This window comes from Paenibacillus pectinilyticus (genome assembly GCF_001700435.1).
GTDB classification, from domain to species: Bacteria; Bacillota; Bacilli; order Paenibacillales; family NBRC-103111; genus Paenibacillus_E; species Paenibacillus_E pectinilyticus.
Window position 1 is genome coordinate 570958 of record NZ_LYPC01000014.1, and the last position, 15763, is coordinate 586720.

Below are 15763 nucleotides of genomic sequence, written 5' to 3' on the forward strand. Positions count from 1 at the left end.
CGAAGTTGTAAACTATCAATAAGAAAGCTCAAACCCTGTAATTATGTTACATAATTGCGGGGTATTTATTATTGTTTGTAGATGATACCTTAGAATCTTGTATTCGACAAAATATTCGATTTTTCTAATACATTTTAATGAAAATATGATAAAATACCTATAAAAATATCATAATCATCGACATATACCCACAATAATAGGTAATAAGAACTGCTTTTTCTATACTTTTGGAGGGGTGTTGATAGATTACTAGGAAAAGGAGAATGAACGTTGAGAAAACGTCGAAAAACCGGAATAGCCAAGTTATTGATTGCTCTGTTGTTAGTACAGTACCTCCCTCTTTTACACACTGGATTACGTGTGGCTCAAGCAGCAGGAGAGGAGCCAATATCGGCTTACAGAAACAGCACTGTGCAGTTAAATACATATGCTCCATCTACGAAAATTACTGACTACCAATGGAATCGTGTAACGACTAATATTTCTCCAGGTGCGAGACAATCAGCTTCAATGGTCTATGACGAGAAGGCTGAGAAGGTGATCATGTTTGGAGGTCAGGGCAACAGCGGGCTTTTTAATGAGACTTGGATTTGGGATGGTACAGAACAAACCTGGCAAGAGAAATTGAATCTAACAAATGCTCCATCCAAACGTAAAGGGGCTGCCATGGCCTATGATGCAGTCAGTCAGAAAGTGCTCTTATTCGGGGGCGAGGGTCAGTCCGGTGTGCTGGGGGATACTTGGCTCTGGGATGGATTGGCAGCCAAATGGGAGCAAGTAACGGGGCTTCCAGACTCTCCTACAGCCCGAGGCGGGGCGCAGCTTGCCTTTGACGGCGAACAATTGGTTCTGTTCGGCGGCTATACGGGTACTGGAAATTCGAAGACACCGCAGGGCGATACGTGGTTGTGGAATGGAACGGCTTGGACGAAAGTCACGCCTGCTCAGTCTCCGCCAGCTGCATACAGCGGGCAGATGGCTTACGACGGCCAGACGGCTGTGCTGTACGGCGGCGACAGCGGCCCGATTACAAAAGACTATACGAGTACAAGTACGAATGAAACGAAGTCAATCACGCATGATGACAGTTCTCCGTTATTGTGGAAGTGGGATCGCGAAGCGCAGTCATGGATTTCGACCAGTGGTCCTGAGGCCTATGGTCGTTGGGGGCAGGCGATGGCATACGATGGACGCCGTGTTGTTTTTTTTGGCGGAGAGCGGGACTATGTTCATGAATATAATGCCGTACTTGTTGATAATCTAAAGCTTCCATCCAGCACATACCCTCCGACAAGAGGTAGCATGGCATATAGTTGGACAGGGAGTAAATGGGAAACCGCCCCGTTGAAATTTTCTACGGGTACGATGTATCAAAGTAATTTAGATAAGGACGGAAAGGCTTATGAGGTGCAAGGGGTTCCCAATCAGGTGCCTTTTCCTTTAAGTTATGCCAACATGGCCTTTGATGGCAAAAATTTCGTCATGTTCGGCGGAAGTCGCGATCAAATCAGTATTATGGATAAAGTTTTTGGCTCTGTTGTAGGTTCTGAGCCAGCAGGTAATAGGAATGAAACATGGGTGTATGGCTATACCCCACCGTCAGTTCCTGGTGTTAAATTTACGGTGGATCCAATCTATTACTTTGATCCAGAGTTCAAGAATGATACCGTCAGTGTTATTACAAATGTTTATAATGACGGGACAAAAGACATTACTTCACGTGGAGTAGAGTACCGTACAGTTTCAGAAGAAAATATGTATGGCGATTGGGTAGCAGTTCCGTACACCACTGCGGTTTCGGAAGGAGAAACATCCTTTACTGTTTCTTTATCAGGTCTTAAGTGGCATCAACAATATGAAGTCCGTGGTTATGCTGTCAATGCAATCGGAAAAGGTTACACTGAAATAACCGGTGTCAAACTTGATGATGATAAGAAAAACGTACACGAGCCGGATGTCGACTACGACCGTGTGGGCGCTTCAGTTCTTCATGTGAAGGACAAGAAGCGATTGGTCGCAGTCGGCACAGGCATTAGCGGCTTACTCCGCAAACCTATCAGCGGTATTCATTATTATTTACAGGGCTCTGACGGTACACAGTATCCGCTGAATTATAACATTTTAAGTGACCGCCAATTGGAATTAACATGGAAGAATGAATTACTTCCGGGTAAATATGATGTGCACTTGGAGCATGACTTCTTTAACGATTATGTCTTCACAGAAGGTCTACTAATAACTGCATTAGACTTTTACAAGCCACGAAATTTTGCCAGAGTCGATGTGCCAAGTACGTCGGCCACCAATGAAGTAAGCAGTCTTGGTTTGCAAGGGCCGTTCACAGAGGATCCGTCGGCACCTAATGTTTATACATTAAATGACACTTCCGAACCGGTGGCCATCAATGAGTCAGTAATGTTTAAGGGCACCAGTCTTATTGTGGACAAAAGTACGGCGAAAACCACGATAAGCGGTAATGGACGCCTATACGTTAATGGCGGCGGGGCGCTAGGAGCAAATGTGTCTTACACGATTCATGAGGGATCTTTTACCCTCACGTCGGACAATTTCGCAATCCCGCTGAACAACACGGAAGCAACGGATTATTTGAATATGGATATGCCTGTGAAAACCAGTTCGCTTATTTTTACAAAGGATGGTTTGCGCCTGACTGGTGATCTTGAGATTGGCATGCAGGTAGGGAATCAAAAAGTGAAGGAAACGGTATCGGTAGATGATCTGAATTATCGCAATAACCGTTTTGATTTGACAGGCACTTATCAGATGCTTCATAGCTTTAAGGTGGGACCGATCAACGCAAGTGATACCAAATTCGTTGTGGATAGCCGCATTCCTTATGTCGGTGTCAGGGGAACAGGTAGTTTGCCAAATACGAATGTCAGCTTCGATCTCAATATGAAGACCAAACAAGGACGATTGGATAGCGTAAACTTCGGTATGTATCAGAAGATGAAGCTTGCGTCGACAGGTCTGCAAGTCAACTATTTGTTCGGCAGCGTAGATAAACTTGCGGAGAAAACGCAAATTCCTCAAACCTTTAGCGTCACAGGCTCTGTCAACGATGTGATTGTCCCTGAATTAAAACACCCGCAGGTCAATTACAAATTCAATTTAATTGGAACCGATTCGATCGACGTTGACTTATCGAATTACGGTTTTAGCGCGAGTGGAATTGAATACTATTATTGGTTGCCTGTGAAGAACATGAACATGCAAACCGTTGTTAACCCAACGACTGCAGGAATTAAAGGATTTTCGTCACCAGGCTTCGCTACGAAAGGTGATATCAACCTTTTTGAAGTTGTAAAAGGAGCCATCGGCACGTACTCTTTTAATCAAAAAGGTTTCAACGGTGCGATTAAAGGAACGGTATATGTGCCTAAAGGTATTCCGCGTATCGGCGGAGCGACGGTTAACAACGTTGCACTTAGTGTGAATGAAACCGGTATTTACGGAACGTTTAAACATAACGGTGTTGGCGCGAATCTGAAGTATACGTTTAATAACAATACGATTCTGTTTGAAGTGGAAGCGGAGCCGCCTAAGAAGTCTTGGTGGGAAAAGGGTCTGGATTTCATGAACAGTGTTTCTGATTTTATGGACGCTGCAGAACCGTGGCTGGACATAGCAGAAGAATTGTTCTTAAAGAAAGATTCAGGCAATGAGGTACGGGTCGCTGCTGCAAATCCTCTGAAGAGAGTATTTGATTTAACGCCAATGAGTATTTCTTTCCAACCACAGGAGCCTGTGCATACCGATGCTAAAGCGCGCATTGTGAATGGAGAATTGACAACGCTGGATCAAACGCTGCCAGTCACCATGGAAACTAAGGCAACGAGCGGCGAAATGGAAGCTACTTTTGCGGTGGAACGTCCGTTCCGCGCACTGATCGCCTTAACTGGGGATCAACGAGCTGCCGTTCTCAAAGCAACGGCTTCTGGTCAAAATTATGAACAAACCGTGCGTCCTGAAGTGACTTATGATGATGTCAGTCAAACAACATATATGCGCGTATCGCTGTTTGCAGGGAAATGGCATCTGACGACAGCTGGCAACAGTCTCATTCAAATGAGTGAATTGTTGTTCGCCAACGAATCGTTGAAATTGAGTGAGCTCGGCCAGCTTTGGTCGAAAACACCAGATCGCTCCGTAACTTCGTTAACGGTGAAAGAGCGTGGAACTTACGTGATTAAAATTGGGCAAGTTCAAGGCGATGTTATTATATACAAGCCGGATGGACGGCCTTATAACTTGCAAACGATACAGACCGAACCAGATTGGAATGCATTCCGCGATGTGGATGGAAATCTATATGCCTTATTGGATTCGGTCGAGGCTGGAACGTGGATGATCAGCGCAGGCACGAGCCCAACAGCGGTATTAAATAGTGTGCCGTCAAAGGCGAGTATTGCGGATATCCAGCAGTGGGGACAGGATCAAGCTTATCCTACGGTATTTGATATGACCCGGACAGGAAATGGTCAAGCAATCGTTGAGATTTATGGGGCAAATGCACAGACAAAGCTGTATGCGCCGAACGGTGAGCTTTATACGCTGCAGGCTAACCCGAATTTACCGGGTATGAATGTCTTGTTTGACGAATCTCAGCAGAAGAAGACGATCCTGCTGGATGGTAGTGATCTGAATGGACAGTGGAAAGTAGTGAGCAGCAGTTATACAAGTGTGGTTGCTTACAAGTCCACTAGAAAGTTCAAATCCATTAAACCTTTGACCATGGAAGGCCGTTATGGCAAGTATTTTGATATTAAGGAGCAAGGCGATTACCTGCTGACGGTGATTGGCGGAAATGCTGACTCTCTAATTACAGCACCTGATGGATCAACCTACACACTGAACTTCGATGCTCCTGACGGCAACGCATATTTACAACCGGCTTCAGACAGAGTCGCAAGTGCTAATCCGAGCGGAGATCCACTGAAATCGACTAAAATCGATACACCATATCCAGTAGTGGATGGCAAAGATACACTTTATGTGTCACTCCTGAATGTACCAGCAGGTAAATGGAAGATTCAAAATGCGAGCAAAGTAGACCTGCAAATCCAAAAATTACTTCCTCAGACAGCGGTTAAGGCATCGGTATCGTCAGTTGTGGGCGCGGAAAATCATATCCAAGTAACATGGAGTGAAGAAAATGCGGCGCCAGATGCACAAGTTACGTTGATGCTAACAGACAGTGCCTCTCAAATGATTGGCGAAGTGATCCAAACAGGTCTGCCTGCTTCCGGTAGTCAAGTTATTGAAGTTCCTGCTTCAATATTACCTGGAACTTACTATCTTTCTGTTGGAAGCGCGAGTGCAGGCAAAGCCCCTGTTTATGCGATCGCGGAGGGTCAAGTAGAAGTAACTGCACCAGTTGCACTAAGTGCACCTAAGCAACCGGAGGTCATCTCGACGGGGAATGGAGAAATATCACTCCGATTTGCATCCATCACAGGTGATGTCACAGCTTATCGTATTTGGGTAAGTGAAAGTGCGGATGGACAAGCAGCGGTTCCATTGATGGACATTGTTCCCCAATCGGGAAATATACAAGATGCGATTATTTCCGGCTTAACTCCCGGAGTAACCTACCAGATCGCCATCTCAGCGATTGGACAAGAGCAAGGCCGTATCGTTTTGAGCCCACAATCAGAGCTTGTGTCAACAGAACTGCCAGTTCCGCAGCCAGCAACGTTGTCAATGACTCTGGATGCGGGTGGGCAACCTGTTACTGAGCAAGCGTATGTGGCCTACTATGGGAATGAAGAGAAGCTGCTGCTTACTGCAGCTGAACAGGCATCTTTGCAGGTAACTGCTAATCAAAACGCAACAGTTACGCTCTTTGTGAATGGAAAGCAGCTTGACAGCCAGCAAGTATCGGCTGGAGTAACTTCAGGCTTTGCTTTGCAGGATCTTCTTCAAGCTGCTGTATTGAAAGAGCGCGAATACAGCTTGCTGATTGAAGCTGTCAATGAGCGCGGTGACCGCAGTACTGCATACCGCAAGTTAGTCATTGACCGCACTGGACCGATGCTGATCGCTTCAGGAGGTCCGGATGCGAAAGGAAAGCCAATTTCACTGAATGGAACGGTTACAGAAGACAGCAGGGTTTACATAACCGGTCAGACCGATGCGGGAGCTAAACTAGTTGTTAACGGCATTACAGTTCCACTCGATGATAAAGGCAAATTTACGTACTATGCACCATTAGAATGGGGAGCTCAGACGGATCGATTACCAGTCGTGATGACCGCAACGGATCAGGCTGGGAACGAAACCAAATATGGTTTTGAAGTTATTCGAGGCTTACCTGGAGCAATCGCGGCAACCCCTAGCGATCTTGCGGCTCTGACGGTGGGCAACGCTACGATGGCTGTTCCTTATCAATTTGGTACATCTGCTTATCAAGCTTTAGCTCTTTCGGAAAATGTTCGTGTATATGCCGTGCCGATGGTAGCCTCCTCAGTTGTAACCATCGATAACAAGACACTTCCTGCTAGCGGATATGTTGATGTCGCAGTACCTGTAACAGGTAAAACGGTATCTATTAAAGTGCATTCCAATTCCGCAGGAGACAAAGTCTACTCACTGAGCCTCGATGGGACGGGTTCGAATGAAGCAGGATTAAGCACGTTGTTGTTGAATAATAGCACAACTTCGCAACCAGGAGATGTGCTTCCGGCTCAAGCTTTCACAGGGACAGAAGAAAAGTATACCGTCTATGTTGACAACTCAGTGGAATCCGTGACTGTTACACCAGGTGCTCGGAAACAAGGCTCCAACATCCAAGTGAAAAATCAAACTGTTCACAGTGGACAGGCTTCTGACGCAATTACGCTGCAGGTTGGCGTGAATCAAGTTCCTGTGGCTGTGACCTCTCCGGATGGCTCAGAAACTAGGAATTACCAGCTCATCGTGGTGCGGGAACAAAGCGGAGATGCGCAGCTACAAAGCTTAGGACTTATCTCAGCTGAAGCGGAGCTAGTAGGTGACTTTAGCCCAACTGTAAGGCATTATCAAGTCTTTGTGCCTTATACCGCTACTGAAATTAAGCTTCTACCAGCTTCAGAGCACACGGGCGCGACAATTCGCGTCAATGACCAGACGGTAACGAGTGGAGCGATTTCGCTGCCATTTAGCAAGGATGCACAAACAATCACAATTAAAGTTACAGCTGAAGATGGTACAGTGTTAACGTATACGCTGGATGCATTGCGTAAGCAGATATTGCCGGTGCAGCCTCCTATGCTGGCAAGCTTGCAGGCAAGTACGATTTTGGATGGTGCGTTCTCACCATATAAGCTGAAGTACAGTACAATTTCAACCACAACGAACTCGTCGATTAGCATAACGGCGTTGGCAGATGATCCGAATGCTACTGTAAGGGTACAGGGTGAAGTTAAAAAGGGTGGCGGTACGTTCAATCCATCGTTTGGGATCGGAATGAATACGATTATCTTGAATGTCGAATCTGCTGATCAAAAGACTTCTCAGACGTATTCTATTGATGTAACACGGTTACAGGAATCTCAATTAAATGTTCGACAAACTACGATTGAAGGAAGTACTGGAGGCTGGACGCTCCAAACATCCATCGAACGGACCAAATCGACAGATGGCAAATCACTCGACACGGTGAAGCTGAATGCCAAAGATGCACGTACGATTTTAGAAAAGGCTTCACAGAACAAAGATAAAGTAGCACGTATTTATGTCACAGACTTGCCTGACGATCCTGCAGATGAGCGGATTGTAAGTTTAAATGCCGAATCTGTAGGCTTACTTGCAGATGGAGGCATGTCGATGCAGATTCAGCTTCCAGATGCACAAATCGTGATATCGGCAGCGTCGCTTCAGCAAATGGGGAAAGACGGCAAGGATGCCTACTTCCGAATTGTTCCGGTTCGTGCTGATGCCGAGCGCAGTGAAGTTACATCGCGCGTACTATCTGCCGAGCTTGTGCTGCAAGCTGCTGAAGGAGATACGGTTTCGATTATCGGCCAGCCTGTCAGGATTGAAACAAACTATTCAGGCTACAAGACGGAAATCGTATTCCCGTTAAATAGCTTGAGCCTGCCTAAGAATGGAGCGGCGGCTAAACAAGTCCTGGATAGTCTCGCTGTCTACATTGAGCATAGCGACGGTGAAAAGGCACTTCAGCAAGGTGAAATCCGCTACGATGCGGATGGCAAACCTGTAGGTATTGCTATTGAAATCAGTAAGTTTAGTACGTTTACTATCATTCAAAAAAATGGCGCAGGCGCGCTCAAACCGTATATCTCCGGCTATCCTGATGGCACCTTCCGTCCAACCCTTGCGATTACGCGTGCGGAATTGGCGACGATTCTAAATCGTATTGGGGCTGTCAAGGCCATTAACGAGTCGATTTCTAGTCGATCAAGCGGATATTCGGATGTTCCTAAGGGACATTGGGCGGAAGAGGCGATTCTCAACATGCAGCGCTCAGGCCTGATGCTCGGTGATGATACCGGATTCCGCCCGGATGACGCGATTACCCGCGGGGAAATTGCCAGCATCGCGGCTAGGCTGCTTTCAGTTTCTTCAACTACTAATTCTTCCAATGTCGGATATACCGATACGCAAGAGCACTGGGCATTTGAAGCGATAAAGCAAGCTTCGCAAGCTGGCATTCTTCAAGGCTATGCTGACGGGACCTTCCTGCCGGATAATAAGTTGAATCGTGCAGAAGCCGTTAAAGTGTTGAACCGATTGTTTAATCGGTCAACAGTTGATGTAAAGTCTTCCAGTTGGCCGGATGTACCTCAGACGCATTGGGCACTACGCGATATCGAGTCAGCTTCCGGCACCGTACAAGTATTGTCGGACGGTAGTGTGTACGTGGTTCCGAATCATTAATACGTGCTAGACGTAAGAGCCCATGAGCCCCAAATGCTCATGGGCTTTTTTTTGCCGTGTAAGTTAGATTTCGGGAAGGACATTGATTTAATCTTGTTAAAGTGTACAAATATATTTACAATGTGACAGAGATTGATACATCATTCAAACTAAAAGTGGGAACCTATGTATAATCCGTAAAGGAGTAAATCATGGAGACATATTGCAAGGTATTAATTGTTGACGATGAGATGTTGGTGCGTCAAGGGATCAGACATCTTCTCGATTGGGAAAGTGAAGGCTTCCAGATTGTCGGTGAGGCTTCTAACGGTATGGATGCGCTTGAGATGGTGAAGCAACTTGAACCGAACCTGATTCTGACGGATATTGTGATGCCGGTCATGAGCGGGGAGGAATTGGTCAGAGTTGTGAAAGTGCTTTATCCGGAGATTGAAATTGTCGTGCTCAGCAGCTACGGTGAATTTGAGTATGTGCGCTCTACATTTCAGAACGGTGTAGCTGATTATTTATTAAAGCCTAAATTAGAAGCAAATACGCTGTTAGCTGTATTAAAAAAGACGGTACAGGAAATGCCAGCTTTTCGGCATATGGACTTTACGAATGAAAAAGGTCAGTCTGTCGACTATGTGTTGGACAAGCTGATTTCCGGCTATGCCATGGAGATGGATGCTGCGGAGATGAGTGCCTATTTCCCGTCTCCTGCTTTTGTTCTTTTAGTTGCAGATATGCAAGAAAGCTCACCCGCTTCGTTGAAACGAAACGAGGAATGGATCGAAGCCTTTCTGAAAGGGCTGGTTCAGGAGGTGAAGCGTCCCTTTATCATTCACCGCTTGTCACATCAAGAAAGCCATATCAGGATTTTGCTGAATACAGAGGATGAAGGCAGAATGGATGCGATCCACGTGGCTGAGCAATTGGTAGATTCAGGCGTAAGAGGAGGCATATCCTTTTATGTGGCGCTTAGCAAGAATTTCTCGAAAATCGAAGACCTTCATGACGTTTATACACATGATATTCTCAAAGTGTTGGATCACCGATTCTTTTTATCGGATCAACAATTGTTCTTTGCAGACGAACTGGTGGAAGATGAAGGGAACGGAGATCCATTTGATTCGGAGGCATTTACCGCAGAGCTGAATCATCAAGAATTTCATCTGGCTTTTCAGCGACTCAGCCATTATGTGGATACGATGCCTGACAGACTGGATACGGATATGTTCGAGTTTAAATCGTTTTTAGGTCACAGCCTATTCAATATCATTGTTTCCTTACTGCATTTTCACTATGAGGCGAAAACACTGGATGAAGCGAAGTATGAGTATTTCCGTGCCATCCATGAGGCCAGACATATCGGGGAAGTGCGTTCTCTATTAGCTAAGTTTCTGAATGAGGCAACAGATTGTATAACAGGAAACAAAACGAGTTCTCCAAGTATCCAAAAGATTTTATTGTATTTGGATGAGCATTTTACGGAACCTCTTACGTTGACAGAAGTGGCCAAACAGTTTCATTTTAACCCATCGTACCTATCCAATTATTTTACCATTCATAATAAAGAAGGCTTTAATGAGTATTTAAATCGTATTCGGATCGAACGTGCGTGTGAATTATTAAGGGATAGCGCGCATATGTCGATTTCGGAAATCAGCGCACTTGTTGGATACTCAGATCACAGTTACTTTACGAAAGTGTTTCGGAAGTTGATGGGAACTTCACCTAGCCACTATCGCAAAAAATGAAAACGAAGGGAATCATAGGGCACATGGGGGCATGGTTAAGAAAAATCGCGGATCAAAGCTTATTTAGTAAATTATTCCTAGTGATGGTGCTTAGTATGATTACGGTCACGGTGGCGACTTCTTGGGTTACCGTGCAAATGTCGGAAAAGCTTTTTGTGAAGACGTTTAGTATCACGAATTCGAAAATCATTGAACAAATTAAAAGCGGTTTGGAATCCATTCATTATTCAAATGTCAATATTGTTGTTAACGCAGCGCAAAGCGGTGCGATTAAAAGTTTTCTGACCGAAGGAGATACCGATTCAGTAACCAACTTCAAGGTGACCTACGGAATGAGCGAACAGATGAAGCGAATCCAGTCGGGTATTGGGGCCAAGAACATTGAAATGATCATTTCGGGCATAAATGGCAAAAGCTATACGAGTGACCGGACCTACTGGTCCGGTTCTTCGGCAGATTTGGGGCGAAATCCGATCACACAAGCGTCGCGGGATGAGCCCGGACGTTTGTTGTACAGCTATTTGGATGAAGGAACACCAGGTTCTGGGGATCCAGGACTGGTTGCCGCCAAAGCTCTTACTGATCCTGTCAGTAAAGAAGGTTATGGGATGCTTTATATTATCATGAAAGAAAGCGATCTAAGATCCATTTATGCAAGCTTCACAAGTGAAGGAAATGATGTGATGATCTTAGATCGTCAAGGAAGGATCGTTTCCAGCGACCGAACCGAGCTGATTGGAACCACATCGAAGGAACTCTTAGACAGTGCCCAGCGAATTCGGCAGCAGGGTCTGGCTAAGGATGAAATAAAGATGTCCGATAAGGATGTCATTGTATTGGCTGGAGATTTACCGTTGTACGATTTTTACATCGTGAATGTCATAGATAAGAATGCAGCACTTGGTCAAATGCTCAACAGGAAAGCGATTTTCTTCATTGTTGCGGGAATCGTGGCAATGGCTGTGCTCCTTGTTTATATCATCACGCGGAGGCTGACACTCTCGTTAAGAATGCTCGTTAAGAAAATGTCCACGGTGACGAAAAAGAATTTTCACAATTATATGGCGGTTACGGGCACCTATGAGACAAGGGAGCTTAGTCGCTCCTTTAATTTTATGCTCGACGAGTTGAACGACTATATCTCTCAGCTAGTTGATACGCAGAAGGAGCAGCGCAAAGCAGAATTAGCCGCGCTGCAGCAGCAGATTAACCCGCATTTTTTATATAATACGCTGGCTTCCGTTAACATCCTCGTTCAGCGTGGGAGCCAAGAGACGGCTACGCAAACCATTCATGCGCTCATTTCTCTCCTGCAAAATACCATTAGCAATGTCAAAGAAACGATTCCCGTTGTGCAAGAGTTGGTGAATTTGAAGCATTATGTGTTCATTAATCAGATTCGTTATGGCCAAGGGATTAAAGTCGATTACTTTGTTTCACCGGACTGTTTGCCTGCGCAAGTGCCTAATTTGATGCTGCAACCATTCATCGAAAATGCATTTTTTCATGCTTTTAATAAGAAAGGTACCGGATATATCTACGTCATCATCACGAAAGAGAGAGATACGCTGCTCTGTGAAGTGGTTGACAATGGGGATGGCATGGAGCTTTCCGACAAAGCGGATGAGATGCCGAATCCCACAAGTGCAAGGCAATTGTTCACAGGGATTGGTATTCGTAATGTGCATGATCGCCTGGTTCTTTTGTACGGGGAAGAATATGGGGTTTCGATAACCAGCACGTTGGGACAAGGAACGAAAATATCGATTAGCCTCCCATGGCGTGCAGAACAATACACGTAGAAGAATAAAAATCTAAAAATAATACAAAATATAAAAATAATACAAGTGGTGGGTGGAGGAAGGGATATCAGACACAATAAAAACGCTAATTTCAGTAAATTTCGTTCTAACAAGACGATTTGCTCAAATGATATGATCTATAAGTAAGCACTTACAAATTCATTTCATCAGGGGGATCACATGAAGAAGACAATTTCTACGGTTTTACTTGCAAGTTTTATGCTTTTGACGGCATGTTCAAGTAATTCGTCAGACACATCATCAACGACTACTCCTAGCGGCGGTGCTGCGAGCACGAGCAAGGAAATTACAGTTTGGGCATGGGATAAGAACTTTAATATCGCAGCAATGAACCTAGCGAAAGACGCTTATGCGAAGGATCATCCTGATGTGAAAATTAATGTTGTTGAATATGCGCAAGATGACATTATTCAAAAGATGAATACGGGCTTGAACTCCGGTTCAAAATCAGGTCTGCCGAATGTTGTATTGATTGAAGATTACCGCGCACAAAGCTTTTTGAAGACATATCCAGATGCATTTGCTGATATGTCCGGATCCATTAAGGCTTCGGATTTCGCTGAATACAAGCTGGGTCCAACAAGCTTGAACGGCAAACAATACGGTGTACCTTTTGATTCCGGCGTAGCAGGACTCTATGTGCGCAAAGATTATGTGGAACAAGCAGGCTATAAGGTCGATGATCTGAAAAACATTGACTGGCAGAAATTCATTGAAGTCGGTAAAGCGGTTAAAGCAAAAACGGGTAAAGATATGCTGACGCAGGATCCCAATGATCTTGGTCTAATCCGTATGATGATTCAATCCGCAGGCGCTTGGTATCTGAAAAGTGATGGCACTACGCCGGATCTGAAGGATAACGCAGTATTGAAAGAAGCTTTCGAGACGTACAAAGAAATCATGAACGCTAATATTGTTAAAGTTAACTCGGATTGGAATTCCTTCCTAGCTGGTTTCAATAGCGGTGCTGTTGCTTCAGTTCCGACAGGTAACTGGATTACGCCTTCGATTAAATCACAAGCTGATCAATCCGGTAAATGGGCGGTTGTTCCTTTTCCTAAGTTGAAAAACACAGCTAGCTCCGTTAACGCCTCTAACCTCGGGGGAAGCTCTTGGTATGTATTGAACAGTACAGGTAAAGATACAGCTGCTGATTTCCTTGCAAAAACACTCGGTTCTGATGTGAATTTGTATCAAAAATTAGTGACAGACGTAGGGGTTGTTGGTACTTATAAACCTGCTGCGCAAGGTGAAGCTTATACGAAAGCCGATGATTTCTTCGGAGGTCAAAAGGTGATTTCTGATTTCGCAACATGGACAGCTCAAATTCCTAAAGTCAACTATGGTCTGCATACGTATGCGATTGAAGATATTCTCAAAGTTGAGATGCAAAACTACCTGAAGGGCAAAGACATCGCGAAAGTATTCAGTGATGCACAATCCCAAGCAGAATCCCAACTTAAATAAGTATCTCTTCCCATTTACCTTATGAACGCTGACCTCTGAATTGCGAAATATGCAAAGAAGAGGACAGCGTTTCAATTTTTTACCGCTAAGAATAGGAAGGATTTGGAACTAATGAACTACTCGATGCGTAGCCGTGCAAAGCTTACGGGATGGTTGTTTATCGCCATTGCCGTATTAATGATATGTTTGTTTTACTTTTATCCAATGATTCAGGCATTGCTGCTTTCCTTTAAAACAGGCGCGGGTGCTAATCTACATTTCAACGGAATCAGCAACTATAAGCGGCTCTTTAGCGACAAGACATTCATCACTGCTGTTAAGAATACGTTTATCTATTTAATTATCCAGGTACCGGTCATGATCATTCTGTCCATGATGATTTCCGTGTTGTTGAATGACAGCAAGCTCCGTTTCAAAGGTTTTTTCCGCACCGCTATTTTCTTGCCTTGCGTGACCTCACTTGTTGCTTACTCTGTTGTTTTCAAATATTTGTTTGGCAATGATGGTTTGATCAATATGGCTTTAATGAAGATTCACTTGATTGGACAGCCTATCGCATGGATTTCTGATCCGTTCTGGGCGAAAATTACGATTGTCCTTGCCATTACATGGCGCTGGACAGGATATAATATGATTTTTTTCCTTTCCTCCTTACAAAATATTGACAGCTCTATTTATGAAGCAGCTCGTATTGACGGAGCCTCTCCGATCAAACAGTTTTTCTTCATTACATTTCCAATGCTTAAGCCAATTGTTCTCTTCACGTCCATTACCTCGACGATTGGTACACTGCAATTGTTCGATGAGATTATGAATATTACGAAGGGTGGCCCAGGTAACTCTACCCTCTCCATATCGCAGTACATTTACAATCTTTCCTTTAAATACACACCTGATTTTGGCTATGCGGCAACGGTTTCCTATTCGGTTGTAGTCATGATCATTGTGTTATCTGTCCTTCAAATCAAATTGGCAGGTGATAAAAAATGATAGCTTTACGACGTACAATCATCTATGTCTTCCTTTTAGCTGTGGCTGTCATATCCATTTTCCCATTTCTATGGATGGTCATAAGTTCCACGAATCTGTCTGTGGACGTCACGCAGGGCCGAATGTTACCTGGATCGCATTTCATGGACAACTTTCATAAATTAAAAGACTCCATTAATCTCGTTCCCGCACTTTGGAATTCATTGAAGATTTCATTAACGACAACCTTTTTGGCCTTATTGGTTGCTTCGCTGGCTGGTTATGCCTTTGAAATTTATCAGAGCAAAGCCAAAGATATCGTGTTCAATTTACTGCTTGTCTCCATGATGATTCCGTTCGCGGCGTTGATGGTTCCGCTTTACCAAATGTTTTCCAGTATAACGCGTACGGCGCCATTTATCGGGATCAACACGATGAACGCGGTCGTCCTGCCGACATTTACGACAGCGTTTCTCATTTTCTTCTTCCGTCAAAGTACGAAAATGTTTGCGAAGGAGCTCCTGGAAGCTGGGCGTATTGATGGATTGACAGAATTAGGATTGTTTTTCCGTGTCTATATGCCGACGATGAAAACAACGTATTCAGCAGCCGCTATTATTACTTTTATGTCTAGCTGGAACAATTACTTGTGGCCGCTTATTGTTTTGCAAACACCAGAGAAACGAACAATTCCCTTGTTGATTTCCAATCTAGGTTCCAGTTATTCACCGGATTTCGGGGTGATCATGACCGCAATTGTCATTTCAACACTGCCGACAGCACTCGTATTTTTCTTGATGCAAAAACAATTTGTTGCGGGTATGGTAGGTTCTGTAAAATAGTAGTTAAGTAGAGACCCTTCGT

At 44.5% G+C, this 15763-nt stretch carries 6 protein-coding genes; all 6 read left to right on the plus strand.

The annotated features are described in order from the left end of the window. The first annotated feature begins 270 nt into the window (after positions 1-270). The 6 genes from A8709_RS09760 to A8709_RS09785 all read left to right on the plus strand — a co-directional run bounded on the left by A8709_RS09760 (position 271) and on the right by A8709_RS09785 (position 15741). A complete protein-coding gene (locus A8709_RS09760) occupies positions 271-8901 on the plus strand; it encodes a cadherin-like beta sandwich domain-containing protein (protein ID WP_065852167.1) in 8631 nt (2876 codons plus the stop codon). A gap of 191 nt (positions 8902-9092) precedes the next feature. Next, on the plus strand, positions 9093-10640 hold the full coding sequence (locus tag A8709_RS09765) for a response regulator transcription factor (RefSeq protein WP_065852168.1): 1548 nt from the start codon (positions 9093-9095) through the stop codon (positions 10638-10640). Between the two features lie 23 nt (positions 10641-10663). Beyond that, entirely contained in the window at positions 10664-12442 is a 1779-nt protein-coding gene (locus tag A8709_RS09770; RefSeq protein WP_065852169.1) for a sensor histidine kinase, read from the plus strand. 180 nt (positions 12443-12622) lie between these two features. Continuing rightward, positions 12623-13930 carry an ABC transporter substrate-binding protein gene (locus tag A8709_RS09775; RefSeq protein WP_065852170.1) on the plus strand — a complete coding sequence of 436 codons (1308 nt, stop codon included), beginning with the start codon at positions 12623-12625 and terminating at the stop codon, positions 13928-13930. 123 nt (positions 13931-14053) lie between these two features. Further along, positions 14054-14920: a carbohydrate ABC transporter permease gene (locus A8709_RS09780; RefSeq protein ID WP_425262315.1), complete on the plus strand. Its 867-nt coding sequence runs from the start codon at positions 14054-14056 to the stop codon at positions 14918-14920. Next, positions 14917-15741, plus strand: a complete 825-nt coding sequence (locus tag A8709_RS09785) for a carbohydrate ABC transporter permease (protein ID WP_065852172.1) — start codon at positions 14917-14919, stop codon at positions 15739-15741. Before A8709_RS09780 ends, A8709_RS09785 begins: the two co-directional genes overlap by 4 nt. Positions 15742-15763: the final 22 nt, after the last annotated feature.

What these genes read in the sequence shown, in the direction of transcription:
- A8709_RS09765 (WP_065852168.1), top strand. Translation starts at nt 9,093, where the DNA reads ATGGAGACATATTGCAAGGTATTAATTGTTGACGATGAGATGTTGGTG.
- A8709_RS09770 (WP_065852169.1), top strand. Translation starts at nt 10,664, where the DNA reads ATGGGGGCATGGTTAAGAAAAATCGCGGATCAAAGCTTATTTAGTAAA.
- A8709_RS09775 (WP_065852170.1), top strand. Translation starts at nt 12,623, where the DNA reads ATGAAGAAGACAATTTCTACGGTTTTACTTGCAAGTTTTATGCTTTTG.
- A8709_RS09780 (WP_425262315.1), top strand. Translation starts at nt 14,054, where the DNA reads ATGCGTAGCCGTGCAAAGCTTACGGGATGGTTGTTTATCGCCATTGCC.
- A8709_RS09785 (WP_065852172.1), top strand. Translation starts at nt 14,917, where the DNA reads ATGATAGCTTTACGACGTACAATCATCTATGTCTTCCTTTTAGCTGTG.